This window comes from Yonghaparkia sp. Root332, assembly GCF_001425665.1.
GTDB lineage: Bacteria > Actinomycetota > Actinomycetes > Actinomycetales > Microbacteriaceae > Microcella.
In genome coordinates this window covers 499162-520233 of the sequence record NZ_LMCX01000002.1, presented here as the reverse complement: position 1 = coordinate 520233, position 21072 = coordinate 499162, and the positions used below count along the sequence as shown (strand labels likewise).

The 21072-nt window shown below is 72.7% G+C and carries 22 protein-coding genes and 1 pseudogene; 14 read left to right on the top strand and 9 right to left on the bottom strand.

Going from position 1 to position 21072, the window contains the following annotated elements:
• The first annotated feature begins 27 nt into the window (after window positions 1–27).
• Window positions 28–357 (top strand): hypothetical protein, encoded by a 330-nt coding sequence (locus tag ASC54_RS10120; RefSeq protein WP_055898836.1) that lies wholly within the window; start codon window positions 28–30, stop codon window positions 355–357.
• Window positions 358–390: 33 nt separating this feature from the next.
• Here the strand turns inward: ASC54_RS10120 and ASC54_RS10115 are convergent, their stop codons facing one another.
• Entirely contained in the window at window positions 391–2964 is a 2574-nt protein-coding gene (locus tag ASC54_RS10115; protein WP_055898833.1) for an RNA helicase, read from the bottom strand.
• 36 nt (window positions 2965–3000) lie between these two features.
• Window positions 3001–3843: a CPBP family intramembrane glutamic endopeptidase gene (locus ASC54_RS10110; RefSeq protein ID WP_055898830.1), complete on the bottom strand. Its 843-nt coding sequence runs from the start codon at window positions 3841–3843 to the stop codon at window positions 3001–3003.
• Between the two features lie 123 nt (window positions 3844–3966).
• Between ASC54_RS10110 and ASC54_RS10105 the strand changes: the two genes are divergently transcribed.
• The 4 genes from ASC54_RS10105 (at window position 3967) to ASC54_RS10090 (ending at window position 7399) form a co-directional block, all read left to right on the top strand.
• A complete protein-coding gene (locus ASC54_RS10105; RefSeq protein ID WP_055898828.1) occupies window positions 3967–4347 on the top strand; it encodes a hypothetical protein in 381 nt (126 codons plus the stop codon).
• Window positions 4344–4571 carry a hypothetical protein gene (locus tag ASC54_RS10100; RefSeq protein ID WP_055860673.1) on the top strand — a complete coding sequence of 76 codons (228 nt, stop codon included), beginning with the start codon at window positions 4344–4346 and terminating at the stop codon, window positions 4569–4571. Before ASC54_RS10105 ends, ASC54_RS10100 begins: the two co-directional genes overlap by 4 nt.
• A gap of 264 nt (window positions 4572–4835) precedes the next feature.
• Window positions 4836–5126 carry a hypothetical protein gene (locus ASC54_RS10095; protein ID WP_055860670.1) on the top strand — a complete coding sequence of 97 codons (291 nt, stop codon included), beginning with the start codon at window positions 4836–4838 and terminating at the stop codon, window positions 5124–5126.
• A gap of 125 nt (window positions 5127–5251) precedes the next feature.
• The gene (locus ASC54_RS10090) at window positions 5252–7399 is read left to right on the top strand and encodes a DUF2510 domain-containing protein (protein WP_055898826.1); all 2148 of its coding nucleotides are present in this window, start codon (window positions 5252–5254) and stop codon (window positions 7397–7399) included.
• 60 nt (window positions 7400–7459) lie between these two features.
• Here the strand turns inward: ASC54_RS10090 and ASC54_RS10085 are convergent, their stop codons facing one another.
• Complete coding sequence (locus ASC54_RS10085; RefSeq protein WP_055860665.1) at window positions 7460–8128, bottom strand: alpha/beta fold hydrolase; 669 nt, start codon at window positions 8126–8128, stop codon at window positions 7460–7462.
• A gap of 78 nt (window positions 8129–8206) precedes the next feature.
• Between ASC54_RS10085 and ASC54_RS10080 the strand changes: the two genes are divergently transcribed.
• From ASC54_RS10080 to ASC54_RS10070, 3 genes are read left to right on the top strand one after another with little or no spacing between them, the layout of a single operon-like run.
• Window positions 8207–9718: an NAD(P)/FAD-dependent oxidoreductase gene (locus tag ASC54_RS10080; RefSeq protein WP_055898824.1), complete on the top strand. Its 1512-nt coding sequence runs from the start codon at window positions 8207–8209 to the stop codon at window positions 9716–9718.
• Entirely contained in the window at window positions 9718–10215 is a 498-nt protein-coding gene (locus ASC54_RS10075) for an SRPBCC family protein (protein WP_055898821.1), read from the top strand. Before ASC54_RS10080 ends, ASC54_RS10075 begins: the two co-directional genes overlap by 1 nt.
• A 44-nt stretch (window positions 10216–10259) precedes the next feature.
• Window positions 10260–10787, top strand: a complete 528-nt coding sequence (locus ASC54_RS10070; RefSeq protein WP_055898818.1) for a heme-binding protein — start codon at window positions 10260–10262, stop codon at window positions 10785–10787.
• A 32-nt stretch (window positions 10788–10819) separates the two neighbouring features.
• Here the strand turns inward: ASC54_RS10070 and ASC54_RS10065 are convergent, their stop codons facing one another.
• Together ASC54_RS10065 and ASC54_RS10060 are read right to left on the bottom strand one after the other, a co-directional pair.
• Window positions 10820–11083, bottom strand: coding sequence for a hypothetical protein (locus tag ASC54_RS10065; RefSeq protein WP_055898816.1), 264 nt, complete (start codon window positions 11081–11083; stop codon window positions 10820–10822).
• Between the two features lie 90 nt (window positions 11084–11173).
• On the bottom strand, window positions 11174–14818 hold the full coding sequence (locus ASC54_RS10060) for a bifunctional RecB family nuclease/DEAD/DEAH box helicase (protein ID WP_055898813.1): 3645 nt from the start codon (window positions 14816–14818) through the stop codon (window positions 11174–11176).
• A 129-nt stretch (window positions 14819–14947) separates the two neighbouring features.
• Here ASC54_RS10060 and ASC54_RS13280 point away from each other — a divergent pair.
• The 5 genes and pseudogenes from ASC54_RS13280 to ASC54_RS10040 form a co-directional block, all read left to right on the top strand.
• Window positions 14948–15103, top strand: a pseudogene (locus tag ASC54_RS13280) (helix-turn-helix domain-containing protein); the annotation flags it as partial.
• Window positions 15104–15121: 18 nt separating this feature from the next.
• Entirely contained in the window at window positions 15122–15553 is a 432-nt protein-coding gene (locus tag ASC54_RS10055) for a hypothetical protein (protein ID WP_235451449.1), read from the top strand.
• Window positions 15550–16110, top strand: coding sequence for a DUF6036 family nucleotidyltransferase (locus ASC54_RS10050; RefSeq protein ID WP_055898806.1), 561 nt, complete (start codon window positions 15550–15552; stop codon window positions 16108–16110). Before ASC54_RS10055 ends, ASC54_RS10050 begins: the two co-directional genes overlap by 4 nt.
• Window positions 16107–16394 carry a nucleotidyltransferase family protein gene (locus tag ASC54_RS10045; RefSeq protein ID WP_055860642.1) on the top strand — a complete coding sequence of 96 codons (288 nt, stop codon included), beginning with the start codon at window positions 16107–16109 and terminating at the stop codon, window positions 16392–16394. The genes ASC54_RS10050 and ASC54_RS10045 overlap by 4 nt, the downstream gene beginning before the upstream one ends.
• Before the next feature lie 78 nt (window positions 16395–16472).
• On the top strand, window positions 16473–17384 hold the full coding sequence (locus ASC54_RS10040; RefSeq protein ID WP_055898803.1) for a M48 family metalloprotease: 912 nt from the start codon (window positions 16473–16475) through the stop codon (window positions 17382–17384).
• Between the two features lie 34 nt (window positions 17385–17418).
• On the opposite strand, the gene ASC54_RS10035 is transcribed toward ASC54_RS10040, so the two are convergent.
• Genes ASC54_RS10035 through ASC54_RS10020 form a run of 4 tightly spaced genes read right to left on the bottom strand, consistent with a single transcriptional unit; the run spans window position 17419 to window position 20297 of the window.
• Window positions 17419–17658 carry a hypothetical protein gene (locus ASC54_RS10035; protein WP_055898800.1) on the bottom strand — a complete coding sequence of 80 codons (240 nt, stop codon included), beginning with the start codon at window positions 17656–17658 and terminating at the stop codon, window positions 17419–17421.
• A complete protein-coding gene (locus ASC54_RS10030; protein WP_055898797.1) occupies window positions 17655–17918 on the bottom strand; it encodes a ribbon-helix-helix domain-containing protein in 264 nt (87 codons plus the stop codon). The genes ASC54_RS10035 and ASC54_RS10030 overlap by 4 nt, the downstream gene beginning before the upstream one ends.
• A 55-nt stretch (window positions 17919–17973) precedes the next feature.
• Window positions 17974–19410: an ADP-ribosylglycohydrolase family protein gene (locus ASC54_RS10025; protein ID WP_055898793.1), complete on the bottom strand. Its 1437-nt coding sequence runs from the start codon at window positions 19408–19410 to the stop codon at window positions 17974–17976.
• Window positions 19407–20297, bottom strand: a complete 891-nt coding sequence (locus ASC54_RS10020) for an ARPP-1 family domain-containing protein (protein ID WP_055898792.1) — start codon at window positions 20295–20297, stop codon at window positions 19407–19409. Before ASC54_RS10020 ends, ASC54_RS10025 begins: the two co-directional genes overlap by 4 nt.
• Window positions 20298–20382: 85 nt before the next feature.
• On the opposite strand from ASC54_RS10020, the gene ASC54_RS10015 reads away from it, so the two are divergent.
• A complete protein-coding gene (locus tag ASC54_RS10015) occupies window positions 20383–21048 on the top strand; it encodes an NUDIX domain-containing protein (RefSeq protein ID WP_055898788.1) in 666 nt (221 codons plus the stop codon).
• Window positions 21049–21072 lie beyond the last annotated feature (24 nt).

The following is a 21072-nucleotide window of genomic DNA, read 5'->3' as shown; positions in this document are numbered from 1 at the left end:
CCCCTCGAGCCGTCCTAGGCTCGAGGGGTGAGTCGTTCCTCCTGGCCCTCCCGGCATGAGCGCCGGCGCGGCGCGAGCCTCGAGGTGCTGCGCGCGGAGGCTCACGACGAGCTGCAGACCGTCGTGATGGAGCGCCTGCGCGACGGCGAGGACCCGTGGGACTTCATGGACGAGCTCCCGACCGTCGACGAGCTCGTGGTGTGGATGCTCCGCGCCGAGCTCATCCGCGAGGACGACGAGCGCCGCCCGAGCGCCGCTCGCGACTACCGCATGCTGCGTCAGATCGCCCTCGACCACCCGCCGCTCACGCGCACCGTGTGGTCGATGCTCGGACGGCTCGAGGCCGAGGCCGGTTAGCGACCCGGCAGGGCGCTCGAGCGCGCGCCCGGGCTACAGCCGATTCAGCCCCTCGACCCGCACGACCGCGACGCCCTGCTCGGCGCTGGCGGCGAGGTCGACGACCGCGTCGATGCCCCAGTCGTGGTCGCCGGCGGGGTCGTCGATGACCTGACGGACGCGCCATGTGCCGGGGGCATCCGTCGGGGTCTCATCGATTCTGATGAGGGATGCGCTGCGCGCGTTCCCCGCGGTGCCGATGCTCTCGTGGTCGGCGTAATAGGCGTCGAGCGCGTCGGGCCACGCCGCCTGCGGGTCGAGCGCCTCGAGCTCGTCGTCGCGCTGCAGGGCTGCGAGCTGCACCCGCCGGAAGAGCTCGTTGCGCACGAGCACCAGGAACGCGCGGCGGTTGGTGAGCACCGACGGCGGCGCGGGCGGGATGACCGGCTCATCGCCCTCGGGCTGCGGGTTCGACAGCGCCTCCCACTCGTCGAGCAGGCTCGAGTCGACCTGGCGCACGAGCTCGCCGAGCCAGGCGATGATGTCGCGCAGCTCCTCGGTCTTCGCCTCGTCGGGCACCGTCTGCCTGATGGCGCGGTCGGCGTCGGAGAGGTAGCGCAGCAGCAGGCCCTCGCTTCGCGCGATGCCGTAGAAGGAGACGTACTCGCTGAACGTCATCGCGCGCTCGAACATGTCGCGCACGACGCTCTTGGGCTTGAGCTCGACGTCGCGGATCCACGGCTGGCTCGCCGCGAACGTCTCGAACGCCTCGCGCAGCAGCTCGCCGAGGGGCTGCGGGTGCTCGACCTCGTCGAGCAGCTCCATGCGCTGCTCGTATTCGATGCCGTCGGCCTTCATGCCCGCGACGGCCTCGCCGCGCGCCTTGAACTGCTGCTGGCTGAGCACCGGGCGCGGGTTCTCGAGCGTGGACTCGATCACGCTCACGACGTCGAGCGCGTAGTGGCCCGTGCCGATGCCGCCCGTGTGCGAGCCCGTCGCGTCACGGCCCGCCGCCTGCGTCTCGGCGGGGTCGAGCAGCTCGATGACGGCGAGCGCGAACGGGCTGAGCGGCTGGTTGAGAGCGAAGTTGGGCTGCAGGTCGACCGTGAGGCGGATGCGCGGCTCGCGCTCTCTGCCTTCGGCACCGTCGGCGCCGTCGCGGTCGATCACCACGACGCCGGCGCGCACGAGGGTCTTCGCGATGCCGAGGGCGCGCTTCACGAGCTCGCGCTGCCGGTGCGGCGGCTCGTGGTTGTCGGTGAGCAGCGCACGGGCGCTGCCGAGGACGTCTCCCCCGCGCGCGATCAGGTTGATGAGCATCGCCGCGCTCACCTGCATGCGGCTCTCGAGCGGTTCGGGCGCGCCGCCGACGAGGCGCTCGAAGCTCGTCTCGCTCCACGTCACGAAGCCGGCGGGCGCCGACTTCCGGACGATCTTCTTCCTCTTCTTCGGGTCGTCGCCCGCCTTGGTCGTGGCGAGGTGGTTCTCGATCTCGTGGTCGGGCGCCTGCACGACGACGAGCCCCGAGGTGTCGTAGCCCGCCCGCCCGGCGCGGCCCGCGATCTGGTGGAACTCGCGCGCGCTCAGCTGCCGCGTCTTCACGCCGTCGTACTTGCTGAGCGCGGTGATGAGCACCGTGCGGATGGGCACGTTGATGCCGACCCCGAGCGTGTCGGTGCCGCAGATGACGCGCAGCAGCCCGCGCTGGGCGAGCACCTCGACGAGGCGGCGGTACTTCGGCAGCATGCCGGCGTGGTGCACGCCGATGCCCGCGCGCACGAGGCGGCTGAGCGTCGAGCCGAAGCCCGTCGAGAATCGGAAGTCGCCGATCGCGGCAGCGATCTCGTCGCGCTGCTCCCGACTGACGATGCGGATGCTCGACAGGGCCTGCGCGCGCTCCATCGCCGCGGCCTGGCTGAAGTGGACGACGTAGACCGGCGCCTGCCTCTCGTCGAGCAGCCGCTCGACGGTCTCGTGCACGGGGGTGCGCACGTACTCGAAGCTCAGCGGGATGGGCCGCTCGGTGTGCGTGACCTCGCTCACGGGGCGCTCGGTGCGGCGGTGCAGGTCGTCGGCGATCGCGCTCATGTCGCCGAGCGTCGCGCTCATGAGGAGGAACTGCGCGCCCGTGAGCGTGAGGAGCGGCACCTGCCACGCCCACCCGCGCTCGGGCTCGGCGTAGTAGTGGAACTCGTCCATGACGACGAGCCCGGCCTCGAGGTCGGCGCCCTGGCGCAGCGTCAGGTTCGCGACGATCTCAGCGGTGCAGCAGATGATCGGGGCGTCGCCGTTGACGGCGGAGTCGCCCGTGACCATGCCGACGTTATCGGCGCCGAAGATCTCGACGAGCTGGAAGAACTTCTCGCTCACGAGCGCCTTGATCGGCGCGGTGTAGTACGACCTCTGCCCCTGCGCGAGCGCGATCGCGTGGGCGGCGACGGCGACGAGGCTCTTGCCCGACCCGGTGGGGGTGGCGAGGATGACGTGGGCTCCGGCGACGAGCTCGAAGATCGCCTCCTCCTGCGCCTCGTAGAGCGGTCGCCCGCCCGCGGCCGACCATGCGGCGATCGCGTCGAACGCGGCGCCCGCCTCGAAGGGCCGGGGCATCGCATCCATGAGGGAGGTCATCGCCCCCAGTCTGTCAGCCGCGCCCTGCCGAACCGGTCAGTACAGGAAGATCGGGAGCGCCGCCGGGTCGTGCGCGTGCACGATCACGAGGAACACGACGAGGTCGAACAGCAGGTGCACGATGAGGACGAACGTGAGGCTCCTCGTGCGGTGGAAGAGCATCCCCTGCACGAGCGCGAACGGGATCGTCAGGAGCGGACCCCACGCCTGGTAGCCGAGCTCCCACAGGAAGCTCACGAAGATGATCGCCTGCAGGATGTTCGCCAGCCACGGCCGGAAGTGGCGCAGCAGCAGGGCGTAGCAGGTGCAGATGAAGAACAGCTCGTCCCAGGTGCCGACGGCGTTGACGCCGACGAAGAGCCGGCCGATCTCGCTCGGCGTCTCGACGTCGGGCCAGTTCCGGTAGACGCCGGAGGTGAGGAAGTAGAACGGCAGGATGAGCCAGCCGAGCGCCGGGGTCGCGACGAGGTAGACCCTCTCGCCGCGCGTCCACCTCCGGCCGCTGCGCCAGGGGAAGCGGATGGCCCTCCGCCGGTACACGAAGCGGTCGACGAGGAACGGCACGAGCACCGCCGCCGTGAACACCGTGCCGAGCAGGACGATGTTGAGCCAGCTGATGTCGGCCTCGACGCTCACGAGGCTCACGATCGTGATGCCGATGCCGATGAGCAGCAGGTCGCGGAAGAGCGCGCGGTCGACGAGGAGCGCGGCGACGAGCGACACGACGAGCACGGCGTAGCCGAGCGGACGGAACGGCGCGTCGAAGAAGCCGTAGAGGACGACGGCGGAGATCGCCACGCCGAGGGCGGGCGGCAGCTTCGCGCTCAGCACCCCGCTCGGCGGGTCGAGGTCGACGGCGGCGGCGACGGGGGCGGGCATGGCTCCATCCTCCCCCACCGCGCCCGCCCGTAGGGCGCTCCGCGGCCGGATGTCTACCCCCTTCCCCGAGAGCCTCCTGAGGGGTTGAGTGGGGTCGTTCCCCCGAGATGTAAGGAGACCGCGATGAGCGAGCACGACATCCATCAGGACGACACCACGATGGGCCAGAACCCGGGTGCGGAGGGCGACTTCGGCGCCGGGCAGGGCCAGGAGGGCCAGTCCGCCGACGTCGCGACCGGGCATCCGACCGGCACCGACCAGCCCCGCGCCGACGAGGTGATCCACGACGACATGGACGCCGCCGGCGAGGACGAGCCCATCCCGGGCATCGACGACTCCGCGCAGGCGGGCCTGCTGACCACGCCCAACGACTACGACGAGGGCCAGACGCTCACCGGCCAGGCCGACGACGGCGTCGAGAACAACTTCGACGAGGGACAGGCGGGCGGCGGCGTTCCCGGCAACCAGCCCGGCCACGACGGCCACGGCGGAGCGCACTCATGACCCACCACGGCGACGAGTCGCAGCACCACGACGACCAGCACCTCTCGCCGAGCCCCGACGAGCCCGTCGGCGTTCCCGGCGACCAGGTCACGAGCGGCGGCGGAGTCTCCGCCGACCCGCTCGACGGGCAGAACGCGACCGGCGGCTACGGCGACGAGTCCACGGGGCTCTCCGACCAGGCCGACGACGCGGACGAGCGCAGCGGCGGGACCACCGACCGCTGAGCAGGCGATCGCCGGCCGCGGTGCGCGACTCGGAGGGCGGTGCATCCTCCGGCGCGAACATCTGTGACGGATGCGCGGCCGGCGATCAACGAACCGGCTCGGCGGAGGCTGGAGCCCCACCGGGTCGATGAGCCGCGACGACATCAGGGCTGACAGCGTTGCGGCTGCGGGCGCCCCTCCCTCCGATCAGGGGGGCGCCCGCGTCCTACTCCCCCGATCGTCCGCCCCCTGACCGCTCCCACGATCCAGACGAAGGCGCATGACATGGATGCTCAGACCGACCGCCACGGAAGCGACGACCCCGTCGCCCACGACATCGAGAGCCGCAACCCCGACTCCGGCGACATCGTCGCCGGCGAGCAGGTGCTCGACGAGGGGCACGTCGCTCCCGACCAGGACGAGCGGGGGCCGAACGAGGGCTCGGCGTCGGCGGCCGCCGGCGGTCCGATCGAGGGCTCACCGGAGGGCGAGCCAGAGTCGCTCGAGGAGCGCCGCGACGGCGCCGACGAGCGCACCGACGCCGCCGCTCCCCCGAAGCAGGAGCAGCCCGGCTAGCACGCGCCGCCCGCCGCCGTGTCCCCCGCTTACGGGGGTATGACCGGCGTTTTCCCCGACCTAGACTCGCCTGAAGCTGTGCTGCGTGCACAGGTGATTCCGGGGGGAACACGATGACTGAGTCGATGACGGGGAGCGCACTGCCGCCCGCGGGGTGGTACCCCGACGCCGGGGGGCCCGGATTCGCTCGCTGGTGGGACGGCAGTGCGTGGACCGAGCACGTCCAGGCCCTCGGCCCCGCTCATGCCGAGCCGCTCGCTCAGGACATGTCGCGCCCCGTCACTCCCGTCTCGCTCGGTCAGCCCGGCCCGATCGGCGTCGGCATGGACCCGGTCGACATCGTGCAGCGCCTCCAGGATGCGGGCGAGCCCGCCCCCGTCTCCCCCGTCGACTTCGTCACGGGGCAGCACTCGACCTCGGCCTTCCTCGACGGGGGCTCCAGCGGTTCCGGCCCCTCCGGCTCCGGCGGCGGCGCGGCGCCGTCGAGCTCCGGCGGCGGTGAGCTCGTGCTGAGCCGCCGCCAGCGCCGCGAGCTCGAGGCCTCCGGCACCGTGCTCGTCGAACCGGCCACCGCCGCGCCCGAGGCGACCACGACGACCGTCGCACCCGAAGCGACCGTCGCCGAACGTCTCGCCGAGGCCGGAACGGCCGCGGCCGCCGCGCCCCGCGCCTCCGTCGTCCCGCCCTCTCCGGCACCCACCATCCCGCCGCCCGGTGCGGAGGCGCCGGTCGCCCCGGCCCACGAGGTCGTGCCCGCGGCCGAGGCCGCCCCCGTCGCCGACGTGACGCCCGAGCCCACCGCGTCCGCCGCGCCGACCCCGGAGGAGATCGCCGCAGCGATCGCCGCGCGCCCGCGCGGAGCGCGTGCCACGGCGCGCGCCGCGACCGCCGCCGCCGCGACCGCGCCCGGGGTCGACCCGCTCATCGCCGCCGCCCTCGCGGCGCAGCCCCCGGTCGTGGTGACGACGCCGTCGAGCGCCTTCGGAACGTCCACCGCGCAGACCTCGCTCGCGGGCGACCCGGCCGACGCCGCGCCGCACGGCGTGCCCGTCGACTACCCGATGTCGGCGACCGTGCTCCAGGTCGAGCTCTCCGTCTCCATCCCCTCCGCGCCTACCGTCGCCCCCGAGTTCGAGGCGCTCGCGCCGTCGGCGCCGGGCGCGGGCGGGCTCGTCGAGCCGGCCCGCTCACCGCTGGCCGGGCTCACCGGGCCGCAGCGCATCGCGCCGCAGGCCGCGCGCGCGACCGCGACCGCGCATCCGTCGCTCGCCGCGCCGGGCGGGCCTGTCGCAGCACCCGTCGCCGCAGCGCCCGCGGCTCCCGCACCCGTCTCGGCCGCCACGACCGCCGGCGCGACCGGCTTCGACTCGCTGCTCGCGATGGCCCCGCCGCCCGAGCCCGGAACCGCCGCCGCTCCGGTCACGGCCGGTGCGGCCCGCGTCGCCCCGCCGTTCGCCCAGGCTGAGGCCGACGCGTCCGCTCCGGCGCGCGGCCGCTCGTTCGCGCAGCCCGCCTCGGGCGAGCCGGGCTCGGCCGACTTCGGGGCGATGGGCCGCGGCTGGCCCGGATCGGTCGCGACGCCTCCGCAGCGCGCGGGGCGCGCATCGACGGGCGCCGCGTGGATGCTCGCGCTCTCGCCGCTCGTCGGCCTCATCGTCGCCGCGCTCGTGCTCGCCGACCGGATCGCACTCGCGGTGCCCGCCCTCGCCCCGGTGCTCACGCCCGTCGGCGGTGCGATCGCCGGCGCTCTTGCGCTGCTGCCCGCGGCCGTCGCCCCGTTCGCGCCGCTCGTGCTCGGCGTCGTCGCCATCGTGCTGACGGTCCTGCTCGCGGCGCTCGACGCGCGCGCGCTCGCGAGCTCCGGTCACGCGAATCGCCCGTCCGCCGTCTGGGCGCTGCTCGGCCCGCTCGTCTACCTCGGCGTGCGGGCGATCGTGCTGCGCCGCGCGCCGGGCGGTCAGGCTCCGGCGTGGGTGAATCTCGCTCTCTCGATCGTCGCCGGCGCCGCGACCGCCGCTGCGGTCGTGCTGCTGCCCTCGGTCGCGACGGGCGAGCAGCTGCGGATGGTCGAGTCGCTCATCGCGCAGGATCTCGCGACGCAGGGCGTCACGGCGACGGTCGCCTGCCCCGACGGCATCCTGTTCGGGCTCGGTCAGACCTTCACGTGCGAGGCGCGCGACGACCTCGGCGTCGTGGGACTGTCGACCGTGACGGTCACCGGCCCCTCCTCGGTGGAGTGGACGACGCAGCTCGCGGCGGCCCCCGCCGAGTAGGTCGAGGCCCCCGGGCCGCTGCGGCCCGAGCGGATCAGTGCCGCGGCTCGGTGCCGCGGATCAGTGCCGCGGCTCGGCCGCCCAGCGCGCGACCTCGTCGAGCACGAGCGGGTGCTCCAGCACGCGGAAGTGGCCGACGAGCGGCAGCTGCACGTTCGTCGCGCCCTCCAGGCGGCTCGAGCCGGGGATGTACTGGTCGAAGGCGCTGAAGATCGACACGATGCGCCCGTTGACCTCGGTCGCCTGCGCGAGCGAGCGGATCACGGGCCGCTCGGGCGCGAACTCGCGCCACGCGGAGATCGCGTAGCGCGCGAGCGGGCTGCCCGGGAAGGGCGTGTTGATCGCGATGAGTCGCGCGATGCGCTCCTCGTGGTCCTCGACCGTCATGAGCTGCTTGCCGATGAGCCCGCCCTTGGAGTGCCCGACGATGACGACGTCGCGCAGGTCGAGCTCCTCGAGGTGCTCGCGCACGAGCGAGGCGGTCTCCTCGATCGGGTTCCGGTTGAGCCCGAGCCGCTGGAGGAAGTGCACGGGGTGCCCCTCGGCGGCGAGGCGGTCGCCGATCGCCTCCAGGTAGTGCCAGGTCTCGAACACCCCGGGGATCAGCAGGACGGGCGCGGCGAGCCCCGTGCCCGGGTCGGGCGGCGTGGAGCCGATGCGGATGGATCGCCAGCGGCTGCGCGCGACGAAGCCGTAGTCGCGGATCACCCCACCGGTTCGCTCGAGCATCCCGTCATTCTGGCCCCTCGCTCCGACAGAGGCGCAGGGGCTTGCGCCGCACGGGGCGCACCGGCCTAGGGTCGAGTCATGGACGATGCGCGCGCGACCGGCCCCGGCACTCCCGACGCGATCGTCGTCGGCTCGGGCCCCAACGGTCTCGCCGCGGCGGTGACGCTCGCCCGCGCGGGCCTCGAGGTCATGGTGCTCGAGCGCGCGTCGACGATCGGCGGCGGCGCCCGCAGCGGCGCACTGACCATCCCCGGCTTCACGCACGACCTCGGCTCGGCGGTGCATCCGCTCGCGCTGTCGTCGGGCTTCTTCCGGCGATTCGAGCTCGCCAAGCGCATCCGGATGCTCGTCCCGGAGATCTCGTACGGGCATCCCCTCGACGGCGGAGGGGCGGGGCTCGCCTACCGCGACCTCGAGCGCACGGCCGAGGCGCTCGGCGCCGACGGCCCGGCGTGGCGCCAGCTGTTCGGCCCGCTCGTGGAGAACGCGCACCACATCGCGCAGCTCACCGGCTCGCCGCTGCTCCAGCTGCCGCGCCACCCGCTCACGACGCTGCGGTTCGGGCTGCGCGCAATCGAGCAGGGCCTGCCGTCGTGGAACCTGCGCTTCTCGGAGGACGTGGGCCCGGCGATGCTGTCGGGGCTCGCGGCCCACTCGATCCAGCCGATGCCGAGCCTGTCGACCGCGGGTGCCGCCCTCGCGCTCGGCACGACGGCGCACGCGCGCGGCTGGCCGATCCCGGCGGGCGGGTCGCAGGCGATCACGGATGCCCTCGCCGACGATCTGCGCGCCCACGGCGGGTCGATCGTCACGGGTGCGGAGGTCGGCGACATCCGCGAGCTGCCCGCCGCCCGCGCGGTGCTGTTCGACACGAGCCCGCGCGCGCTGTCGCGCATCGTCGGCGAGCGTCTGCCCGCGCGGTACCGCGACCGGCTCGAGGGCTACGAGTACGGCAACGGCGTCGCGAAGGTCGACTTCGCGCTCAGCGGCCCGGTGCCGTGGATGAACGAGGAGCTGCGCACGACCCCGACCCTGCACGTCGGCGGCTCGCGCGAGGAGATCGCCGCGGGCGAGGCGGAGGTCGCCGCAGGCGGGCACCCGGAGAGCCCGTACGTGCTCGTCGCGCAGCCGAGCGTCATCGACCCGAGCCGGGCGCCCGAGGGCCAGCACACTCTGTGGGCGTACACGCACGTGCCGCACGGGTCGACGGTCGATCGCGAGGAGGCGATCATCGCCCAGATCGAGCGGTTCGCGCCGGGCTTCCGGGAGCTGATCCGGGCATCCTCGAGCCGGACGGCGGCGCAGATGCAGCAGCAGAACGCGAACTACCTCGGCGGCGACATCGCGGTCGGCGAGCCGACGTTCGCGCAGCTCGTGGCTCGCCCGGTGCTGTCGACCGATCCGTGGCGCACGCCCGCGAAGGGCGTCTACCTGTGCTCGTCGGCGACGCCGCCCGGGCCGGGGGTGCACGGTCTCGCGGGCTACTACGCGGCGCGGTCGGCGCTCAAGCACGAGTTCGGCTACAAGATGCACCCGTATCTGGGCACGGGAGATCCGGTTGGGACGGCGCCGGCGCCGGGAGGTGCGTGATGTCGGTCACCGTTCGTGAGATGCACTGCTCGCCCGAGGCGGTGTTCGGGGTGCTGGCGGATGCCTGGGTGTTCCCGACCTGGGTGGTCGGGGCGTCGCGGATGCGCGACGTCGACGGCGCGTGGCCGGAGGTCGGGTCGAAGCTGCATCACTCGTTCGGGCTGTGGCCGCTCGTGATCGACGACCGGACGGAGATGGTCGAGTGGGATCCCCCGCGGCGCGCGGTGATGCAGCCGGCGGGGTGGCCGCTCGGCGAGGCGCGGGTGGAGATCGATGTGAAGCCGCGCGGCTCGGGCTGCGTGGTGCGGCTGGTCGAGTTCGCGGTGCGCGGCCCGGGGCGGCTGGTGCCGTCTCCGGTGGCGGATGCTCTGCTCTCGGTGCGCAATCGGGAGACCCTGACCCGGCTCGCCCACATCGCGGAGGGCCGTGAGGAGAACCACGAGGCGCTCGTGTCGGATCAGGAGCCGGACGACGTGGACGAGGTGCAGGAGCGCTAGTCGGGGGCCTGTCGCTCCGGCCATGACGGGTCTACCGTCAGGGCATGACCGAGGAGCTCGACTACGCGGTGGTGAGGCGGTTCGGCGACTTCGAGGTGCGCCGCTACCCGGAGTTCGCCGTCGTCGAGTGCGTGGAGCGCGGCGACTTCGGCTCGGCGGGCAATCGCGCGTTCGGGCCGCTGTTCCGCTTCATCTCGGGCGACAACAGCGCCGGGCGGAGCATCGCGATGACGGCGCCCGTGCTGCAGCAGTCATCGGAGGCCGGGGAGCACCGGGTGGCGTTCGTGATGCCGGCGGCGATGGATGCGGCGTCCGTTCCCGAGCCGCGGAGCGGTCGTCTGCGTGCGCGCGCGGTCGCTGAGCACGACATGGCGGTTCGCCGATTCAGTGGCTCGTGGAGTGAGCGGCGGATGGCGGAGCAGGCACGTGCGCTGGAGGACGCGATGCGCCGGGAGGGCCTCATGCCGTCGGGCGAGGTCACCTTCGCGCGCTTCGACCCGCCGTGGAAGCCGGGCTTCCTGCGCCGCAACGAGGTGATGATCGCGCTGCGGGAGCCCGTGCGGGTGAGGTAGGCCGTGCTCCGTGACGCGGCCTGACGGTCGGGTCAGGCGGCGGGCGACTGCGGGTCGGTTCGCGGCGGATCGGTGTGCGGCGGCGCGGGGCGCTGCGGGGTGATGGGGCCGTAGTAGCCGGTGGCGCCGCCGCGGGGCGGCTGGTTCTGGGCCCAGCGGTGGTAGTCGCGCATGCCGCGGGAGACGCCGACGCGGATGATGCCGTAGAGCAGCAGGAGCGTGATCGCGGTGCTGACGACGGCGAGGATGACGGGCAGGAAGAGGCCGGTCATGAGTCCGAAGTCGGGGCTGTACATGGGGTGATTCTCCGTCGCGGTCGGGGTGCGGGCGCGGAGGCGCGCGGGCTGTCGGGCTCGGTTGGGGGCGGCCTGCGCCTGCCCAGTGCGTCAGCTGCCGGCGTCGAGCACGCGGAGGAAGGCGCTGAGCTCGGCGACGCCGGCAGGGGTGTGCGGCAGGTGGTCGGCGAGGGCGGGCGAGTGGACAAGGTAGGCGGCCCATTGGGCGCGTGAGATGGCGACGTTGAGCCGGTTGCGGTTGAGGAGGAATTCCATGCCGCGGGGCGCGTCGCCGGGGTTGGAGGCGGCGAGGCTGACGATCGCGATCGCGGCTTCCTGGCCCTGGAACTTGTCGACGGTGCCGACGCGCGTCTCGCGGTGCCCGGCGGCGTCGAGGGCGAGGCGCAGGGTGTGCACTTGCGCGTTGTAGGGGGTGACGACGATGACGTCGCGGGCCTCGAGGGGGCGGGTCTGGCCGGCGGGCGTGTCGCGGTCGTCGGGGCTCCACGTGGTGCCGATGAGGCGGTCGATGAGGTCGACGACCGCGGCGGCTTCCTCTGTCGATTCGGTGTCGTTGCCGCTGTGCTCGACGGGGACGGCGTGGAGGCCGGGCGGCACGCCGTCGAGGTGCCGGCGGGAGGCGGCGGGGTGCGCGTGGAGGCGCCCTTCGTACGAGAGGTCGCTGACGACGGCGGCGAGGGCGGGATGCACGCGGCGGGTCTCGGCGAGGAAGTATCCGAGCTCGGGCGGGAGGACGTCGTGGCCGGAACTGAGGTAGCCGAGCGCGCTGCCGTCGATGGGTTCCGGGTGAGTGCCCTGGCTGACCTGGGGCAGCTGCTGCGGGTCGCCGAGGAGGAGCAGCCGTCGGGCGCTCATGGAGGCGGCGATGGTGGCGGCGAGGGAGTACTGGCCGGCTTCGTCGACGACGAGCAGGTCGAGCTCGCGGCGGCCGACACGGTTGGCGTCGCTGAAGTCCCACGCCGTTCCGCCGATGACGTAGCCGCCGGTCTGACCGGCGGCGTAGGCGCCGAGCGACTTCGAGCCGTTGGGCAGCAAGGTGTAGCGCCGCAGGGCGGTGCTCTCGGCGTGGTCCTCCCCCGCTCGCGCGGCCTTGGCGACCTGGGCGGGCGGGAGTCCGGCGGCGACGACGGTGTCGAGCATGTGCTCGACGGTGGCGTGGCCTTGCGCGACGACGCCGATGCGCCATCCGTGGTCGGCGGCGAGGCGGGCGATGACGCGCGAGCCGAGGTAGGTCTTGCCGGTGCCGGGCGGGCCCTGCACGGCGAGGTAGGAGTCGTGGAGGTCGAGCAGGCTCGCGACGACGGCGCTGATGCGGTCGGGCTCGCCGTCGGCGTCGTCCTCGACGGCGGCGAGCGGCCCACCGCTCGCGGTGACGGGCGGTCGCCGCAGGAGCAGGTCGACGACGGCGTCGCGCGGCAGTGAGGGGGCGGAGGCGACGAGCGCGGCGCCCCATTCCTCGATGGCGGGCTTCTGCTTGCCGGGGTCGGGCGGCGGGCCGGGCGTGAGCGCGATCGGCAGGTCGTCATAGGGGTCGACGGGTTGGCCGGTGGCGGGGTCGGTCGCGAGCGTCTCGGTGATGACGACGCTGTCGTCGTCGGCGCCGGTGAGGGCGATGCCGCGGGCGGGGCGCGATCGCGGGTCGCGCCGGTTGAGCGGCAGCGGGGCGGGATGCTCGTACACAGCGAACGGTCCGGTGCGCGTGCTGACGCTCACGCGTGAACCGGGCGCCCACTCGCCGACGAGGCGCACGTGCCGGCGGAGCGAGCGCTGCTTGCCGCTCTTGCCCCAGTCGGTCTGGGTGTGGGCGCCGTCGGGGTCGACGAGGAAGACGTCGCGCGTGTCGGCCCACTCGTCGGCGGCGCTGGCGAGGCGGTCGAAGTGCTCCCACCAGAAGGTCTTGTGCTCGCGCCGGTGGTAGTCGATCGCGGCGGCGGCGTAGTGGTACAGCCGCTCTTCGGGCGTGCGGTCGGGCTCGACGCCATACGAGCCGTCGGGTCGGGCGGCGAGGGCGATGAGGTCGTCGTGGAGCGGCGAGGCCTCGATCTCACGCTCGGGCGGCGCGTCGTCGAGCGTCGAGCCGTCGCCGCCATCGCCCGGGTCGTCACTCTCGGGCCCCTCGCCATCCCCGCCGGGGCCGTCGCCCTCTCCCCCACCCCCGCGCGGGTAGGCGCGAAGCCAATCGGCGAGCTTGCGCGTGCTGACGCAGTCGACGCGGTTGTACTCGGCGATGTCGTCGATGATCGCCTGCGCCTCAGCCTCCTGACCGTTCTCGCGCAGTTCGCGAGCGCGCACGTACTCGGCGACCGAGTCACCTCCGGCGGCGACCGCTGCTCCCTCACGCGACTCGGGCCAGTAGAGCGGCTCGAGCTTCTTGATCGAGTAGCTCGCCGACCCGATGCGGAACGCGCGCTTGACGACCGTGTACAGGTCGACGAGCACGCCGTCGCGGAGGAGCTCGTCGACGATCTGCTCGCCGACGCCGTGGCGGGCGGCGAGCTGGCGCAGGTGGGTGCGCTCGTAGGCCGCGTAGTGGTAGATGTGCAGGTCGGGGTGGGCGGCTCGTCGCTGCTGCACGTCATCGAGGAAGGCGATGAGGGCATCCCGCTCGTCGGCGAAGGTGTGCGCCCAGTACGGGGTGAAGACGTCGTTGGCGTCGACCATGCCGAAGAGGTAGTCGATGCCCCAGCGAGCCGGGTCGCCCTCGGTGTAGAGCGGGTCGCCTTCGAAGTCGAAGTAGAGGTCACCGGCGCTCGGCGGGGGCAGCGCGGCGAGGGCGGCAGCATCCACGAGCTCGACGGGGGGCGGGGAGCCTGCGCCCTGCGCGGCTGCGGCGGCCTGCAGGCGCGCCTGGAGTCGGAGCCCCTCGAGCGTGCGGGCGGGCATCCCGTCGATGGGGCCGGTGGAGTCGGCCAGCTCGCGCACGGTCGTGATGCCGGCGGCGCCGAGGCGGCTCCACTGCTGGCCGCGCAGGCCGGCGACCTGCCAGACGTCGTCGTGCTCGACGATGGCCGCTTCGCACCAGGCGCACTTCCCGCAGTGCGCGACATCGGCAGCGCGCCAGGGCAGCACCGCGTCGGCGCCGACGCGCTCGCGCAGAAGGGCGTGCATGCGGGCGCGCTGGCGGCGGTGCACGGGGGCGATGTCGATGAGGCGGTGGATGCTCGTGGCGCCGGTTCCGAGGATCAGCCCGGTCTCGTCGTCGACGGGCACTCCGAGCCGCTGCAGCTGGTCGGCGTAGGCGGCGAGCTGCAGCAGGGCGGTGACCTTCGCCTTGCGGGCGAGCTTGCTGTCGAGCACGCGGTAGACGCCGTCGCCGCGGTGCTCGAGGAAGTCGGCGAAGCCGATGAACGCGAGCCCGAGGTTGTCGGCGAGGTCAGGGCCGTGCTCGGGGTCGAAGAACGTGCCCTGCGTGACCATGTCGGTGCGGGCGCGGAGGGCGGCCACCGTCTCGGCCTGGCGCTCGAGGTAGGCCTCCGCGGTCATCGCGTCGGCGCGCGGGATGTCGACGAGCGTGCCCGATTGCCGGTAGCGGTCGACGAGCCGCGCCTCGTGGGCGTGGCCCATCTCGATCGTGCGCTGCATCATCGCGTCGGTGGCCTCCTCGACCTTCGCGATGCGGCCGAGCAGGGCGTCGACCGTGCGGCCGAAGCCGAACTCGCAGCCCGCGGCGCTCGTCAGGTCGCTCGCCGAGGTGACGAGCATCCGCCCGCCATCGGGCCTGGGGAGGAGGAACATGGGCTCACGCTAACGGCCACCACCGACATCGACCGGACAGCGCGTCCGCACGAGTGAACGCAGAGCGCGGCATTGCCTCAATCCTCGAACCTCTCTACACTCTTATGCGTATACGCATAGGAGGTTCCGTTGATTCAGCCCGCAGGGACGCTCCTCCGCGCCCGTCGATCCGCCGGGCTCAGCCAGGCCGCACTCGCTCGGCGAGCCGCCATCGCGCAGTCGACGATCAGCCGCATCGAGGGCGGAAGACTCGACCCGACCTGGTCGACGATGCACGCGCTTCTCGAGGCCACGGGTTGGGAGGTGAACGCCGCCGCCGGGCCCCAGTCTGAGCTGATCGCGCCAGAGACCGCAGCCCGTTCGATCGCAGAGCAGCTAGGCCGCGGCGACATCGATGGAGCGGCCCGCGACCTCGCTGAGTCGGTGGGTCGACTGATCCGCTATCTCGACGAGCATCCGGGCGTTGAGCCGCCAGCGTGGGCGGTCGCCGCTCCGAAGACGGCGGACCTGCCCCTGATGTGGTCGACCTTCCTGGCCACGGGGTTCGCGTACGCGCTTCAGAGCACCGGGCGCGCGGCTCCTCCCTGGATGCTCAACGCGCCCGCACTGCCCACCGAGACCGCTCTGGGCTTCGAGCCCAGTCCGCGATTCCGCGAGTGGCTTCGCGCGCGCACACCGGAGGTGTTCCGTCAGAAGAACCTCTTGTCGCGCGCTGAGGACTGGAGCATCGCTTGAGTCACGTCTACCGTCAGCTGACTGGCGACGAGATCGAGGGCCTCCTCGCCGAACTGTTGGAGCGTGCCGACGACGCAGGTGTCGACGCCGACATCTTCCTCGTGGGCGGGGCCGCCATGGCGCTGCAGCTAGGCCGTGATCAGCTCACCCCCGACGTCGACGGACTCTTCCGCCCATTCGACCGGATCCAAGCGATCGCGCAGGCGATGGCGGAGGAGCACGGGCTGAGTTCGCAGTGGATCAACGAGAACGCTCGCCCCTTCATCGCTTTCGACACCGACGACCCGCGCCACTTCGTCACCGTCACGCTCAGGGGCCGCGCGCTTCGGCTCGCATCGCCCCGGGCGCTCCTGGCGATGAAGATGGCGAGATACGCACGAAAGGACTACGCAGACGTCACGGCGCTGATCCAGCAGCTCGACCTCACGACTCCCGAGCAAATCGTCGCACTGGCCATCGAGGTGCTGGGAGAGGATTCCCCCGCGCTCGTCGATGGCCGGGAGGATCTCGAATTGCTGGCCGCCGAAGCTCTTCGCCGGGCGGGTCGCCTGAGATGACACTCGACGACGTGCTGGCGCATCGTCACGAGATCCTCCGTCTCGCTCGGGAGCACGAGTTCCGTGCGGTCACCGTCATCGGCTCCGTGGCTCGCGGGACGGCAAGCGAGTCCAGCGACCTTGACCTTCTCGTAGACCCACTCCCGACGGCCACGTTGCTCAGCCTCGGGGCGTTCGAAGCCCGCCTCGAGGAGCTTCTCGGCGTCGGCGTCACCGCTCTCAGCGCTCGAGCACTTGACCCCAACCGCGATCGCTCCTTCCTGATGGGGGCAGTCGAACTCTGACGCCGTCCTTCCCGCGCCCGCCGCAACTCACTTCGGCACCGCGTGCCACTCCGCCCCGCGCGGCAGTACAGTCACCCCATGTACCGGGAGATCGCCCGCAACAAGCGGTGGAGCATCCTGCTCATCGCCCTGTTCTGCGTCGCCGTGATCGCGCTCGGCCTCTTCGCGTCGTGGGTGTTCGCCGAGCTGTGGCCGCTCGTGCTGCTGGTGATCGCGTGCCCGCTCTACGTGTGGCAGGCGCTGAGCCACGCCACGAAGTCGGCCGCCGAGACCGCCGGGGTGCGCTTCGTCTCGCTCGAGGAGGAGCGGCGCCTGCACCGCATCGTCGAGACGACGGCGATCCGCGCCGGCATACCGATGCCCCGCATCGGCGTCATCGATGAGGATGCCCCCAACGCGTTCGCCGCCTCGCTGAAGCCGGACGACGCCGTGCTCGCCGTGACCCGCGGAGCGCTCGAGCTGCTCGACGGCTCCGAGCTGGAGGCGGTCGTCGCCCACGAGGTCGCGCACATCGTCAACCAGGATGGCCGCGTCACCCTCACCGCCTTCGCCCTCGTCGGGTCGATCGTGTCGCTCGCGGCGGCGCTGCTGATGCTGGGGTGGGCGATGATCCGGTCGGTGATCCCCGAGTTCAAGTTCGGGCTCGGGCTGATCAACGGCGCGATCGGCCTGCTCCTGCTCCTCCTCGGAGCCGCTGCCGGCATCGTCGGCTTCCTCATCGGCCCGCTCATCACCTCGGCGGTGTCGCGTCGCCGCGAGTTCCTGGCCGACGCGAGCGGAGTGGAGCTGACGAGGTTCCCCGACGGACTCGTGCGCGCCCTCACCAAGATCGAAGAACGCGGTGGGATGCTCGCCCGCCCGGTGCCGGAGGTGGCCGAGCTCTTCATCGTCGACCCGACGGGCCCCAGCTGGTTCGACCGGCTGCTCAGGTCGCACCCGCCGACGTCAGAGCGTGTGGAGCGGCTCGAGGCGATGGCGCGCGAGTTCTAGGCGGACACCGGTCTCTGGCTCGGCTCCGCCCCGGTCACGGCAGAAGGTCGAGCATCTGCGGCCGCGCCTTCATCGCATGGATGACTAACTCGTTGCCGCTGTCGAATACGAGCACAACGGTCTCGAGCAGGCGACCTTGGGTGTCGAACCCCAGTCGCAACTGGCGGGATGGGCTCTCATCGTCGAGGTCTTCGACCCACAGAGCCCAGGTTGCCGCAGAGATGGCGTCGGCCTCGAGAACGCCGTGCTTGAGCGCCGAGTTGTGAACTCTCACGCGGCCGGGTGCGTCAGCGCCTCGCGGATGACCTCGGAGCGCGTCTTGCCCTCACGCGCGGCACGAGCATCGAGCTCAGCGATCTCGTCGAGCGTCAGGCGCAGCGCGACCACCTGGGAGGGCTCCGCTCCGCGGCCGGGGCGCCCGCGTCCCCGCTTCTTCAGCGCGGCGACGTCGTAGCCCGCTTCGGCCTCAGCGGCCCACGCGGCGATCTGCTCCTCGGTGACCGGCTGCCCGTTGATCGTCTCGTTCTTGGACATGCGCATTATTGTATAACGATAATAGTTGCGACGTCGAGACGCGCTGCCCCAAGGCTTAGGACGTGACCGCAATCGCGCGAGCCGCTGAAACTAGCGCCGACTGCGGCGCCGCATCCGACAGCGCTTCGCGTACCGCAGCGAGCGCCGCGTCGAAGTCGGCCCCGAGATGCCGCGCCGCATACAGCGCCGCGACCGTCGGCGTCCGGCTCTGCGCCTGCACGCAGTGCAGCAGCACGCGCTTGCCCTCCGAGCGCAGGGCCGCGACCGCGTCAGCGGCATCCACCAGCACGAGCTCGAGGTTGGGATTCTGCGCCGGCTCCGGAGAGTCGATCAGCCAGATCTCCACGCGATCGGCTGTGTCGACACCGGCAGGCAGCTGATCGACTCCCACCCGACACAGCGACACCACGGCATCGACCGGAGCACCCTCGACGTCGTCGATCGCGCCGAGCAGCACGCCCTCGTCGTGCGGGTGCGCGACGAGCACGCTGCGGCGCGGCCAGTCGGAGTAGTCCATGCGCGCGATCGTCGGCCACCCGGTCGAGTCCGGATGCCCGCCCCGCACGGCGAACACCGCCAGCTCGACGAGGTCGCGGCCTCGCAACCCCGGCCATCCGTGCACGACGCGGCGCCATGCGCTCGGCACCGCTGACGCGCCCCACCGGGCTCCGGCGAGGCCGCCGGCGATCGCGGCGACGGTGTCGGTGTCCCACCCGGCGAGCACGGCGCGCCGCACGGCGTCGGCGTACGAGTCGCTGCGGTGCACCGCCGACCAGGCCGCCATGAGCGCCTTCACGACTCCGCCGTTCGATCCGAGGGCCGACGGCTCGACCGACTCCGCCTCATCGAGGCGCGCCGCCCACACCGCCTCCCGCTCCGGTGACAGCACAGCGAGCCCTGCGCGCACGTCGTACGAGCCCGTCAGCACCGCGTGTCTGATCGCCAGGCACCAGAGCACGCTTGCCTCTTCCGAGTCGTCACCCGCATGGGTCAGGGCCGAGACCGCACGTGCGGCGAAAACGAGCGCCTCCGCGTCGTGCAGGTACGCGAGCGCCACCGGCGCCGTGCGCATGAGCGAGCCGTTGCCGCGCCCGTCGTGCTGCGCGTAGTCCTCGGCCGCCCGGCCCGACGCGCGCGCCGCCGAGCCCGGCCCGACGGTCACCCCTCGTAGAACCCGCCGCGTCTGGTTTCCGACGTCAGTGGCGTCGCGCGACCATTCGACCCACGCGTCGACGATGCCATCGAGCACGGCGGGCTCGCGCAGGTCATCCCCCCGCGCCACGGCCTGCGCGATCGGGATCGCAATCGACGTGTCGTCGGTCCACTCCCCCGGCGCCCAGCCGAAGCTGCCGCCTCCGGTCATGGCGAGCTGGGTCTCGGGCGGCAGCGGCGGCCGGAACTCGTGCGGCGCGCCGAGCGCGTCTCCGCACGCGAGGCCGAGCAGCACGCCGGCGGCGCGGTCGATCTGAGCAGCGGTGAGTCGAACGGTCATGAGGTGCCTCCTACGAGCAGCGGGTGGGAATGGTCGGTCAGCGCAAGGTGCAGCAGACGGTCAGGCTCGGCGGGAAACGCGAGCGAGCTTCCGCGCGACGACGTGGCGATCCCAGCACCGCGCACCGACGCCCGCGCGCCCTCCACGGCGACGGCGATGCCCGCTTCATCGACCGGGCTCACCGACAGCTGCTCGACGATCCGCGCGAAGGCCCGAGCCGTCTCAGCCGCGGTCGGTGCCCACGACCTCCGCCGAGCATCCAGTCGCGCGCCCTCGACGATGCCGCGCCACCGCGCCCGCAGCCCGGAGCTCGAGCCGTAGAGCTCGGCTCCGAGGATGCGCCCGCCGATGCCGATGACGACGCCGCGCTGCCCGTCGAGCACGCGCGGCAGCGGGGACGCCGGCGCGTCGAGGTGGTGCAGCAGCGAGGAGGTGCCGCTTCCGGTGAAGGCCTGGTCGAGGCCGTGGATGCTCTGCCAGACCCGGCTCTGAGCATCCGCTCCCTGCCGGCTTGCGGCGCGGACGCTCGCCGCCGCACGTCGCCCGCGTCGCGCGAAGCCCGCCGTCCCGTGCCAGCGCCCCTGCTCGACGCACAGCGCGGAGACTGGAGAGGTCGAGCGAGGTGCGAGCACGAGGCTGCGCGCAACCATGCGGTGCTGGAGTCCGCCCTCGGCGAGGTCGCCCTCGAGCGCGATCGCCCGGCGCTCGCTGGCGTTCCGGGCCTCGAGGGTCGCGACGGTCGCGCCGCCGGAGTGCTCGCTGAAGCTCACCGCCCCGGGCGACCAGTCGTGACCGGTCACCGCAGGCGTGCCGACCCAGAGCGGGAAGAGGCTGACGCCCTCGTCGTGGATCGCCTTGCCGACGTGCAGTTCGTGAAGCTCTCGCATGATGGACTCCTTTACCGCGCTTCTGCGCTAAAAGAAGTATGCACCCGACCGCCGACATTTGACGCACTTCCGCGATAATCAGTGCATGACCCCTGCAAGCGAGCCCTACCGCGACTCTTCCGGACGAGCTCTCACCGACTATCCGCGCCCCTCGGTCGCGGTCGACACGGCGGTCCTGACCGTCACGGAGGGCGGCATCGCGGTCGTGCTCGTCGAGTCGGAGGGCGACGCGGCACTGCCCGGCACCTTCCTCCACGAGTCGGAGGCTCTCGCTGATGCTGTCCTGCGCAGCCTGCGCGAGAAGGCGGGCATCGAGGGCCTCGCACCGCGGCAGCTGCACGTCTTCGACCGCCCGGGGCGCGACTCGCGCGGGTGGGTGCTGTCGGTCGCGCATCGCGTCGTCGTCCCCGAGCGGATGCTCCGCCTCGACGACGCGCACGCCCGCGTCACCCCGCTCGCCGAGGCACTCGCCCGGCCGCTGGCGTACGACCACGACGAGATCATCCGCCGCGCCGCGGAGTCGCTCCGCACCGACTACCGCGACTCCCCCGACCCCGAGCGCCTGATGGCCGAGCCGTTCACCCTGCGCGAGCTGCAGCAGGTGCACGAGGCGGTCGCGGGAGCGCGACTGCCTCGCGACGCCTTCCGCCGCGCGATGGAGCCGCGCCTGCGCGCCACGGGCGAGCTGACGAGCGGCACGCGCGGGAAGCCGGCGCGGCTCTTCCGCATGCCGAAGGCGAGCCAGCGTTAGCCCTGTCGGAGGCGGGCGGTAGCG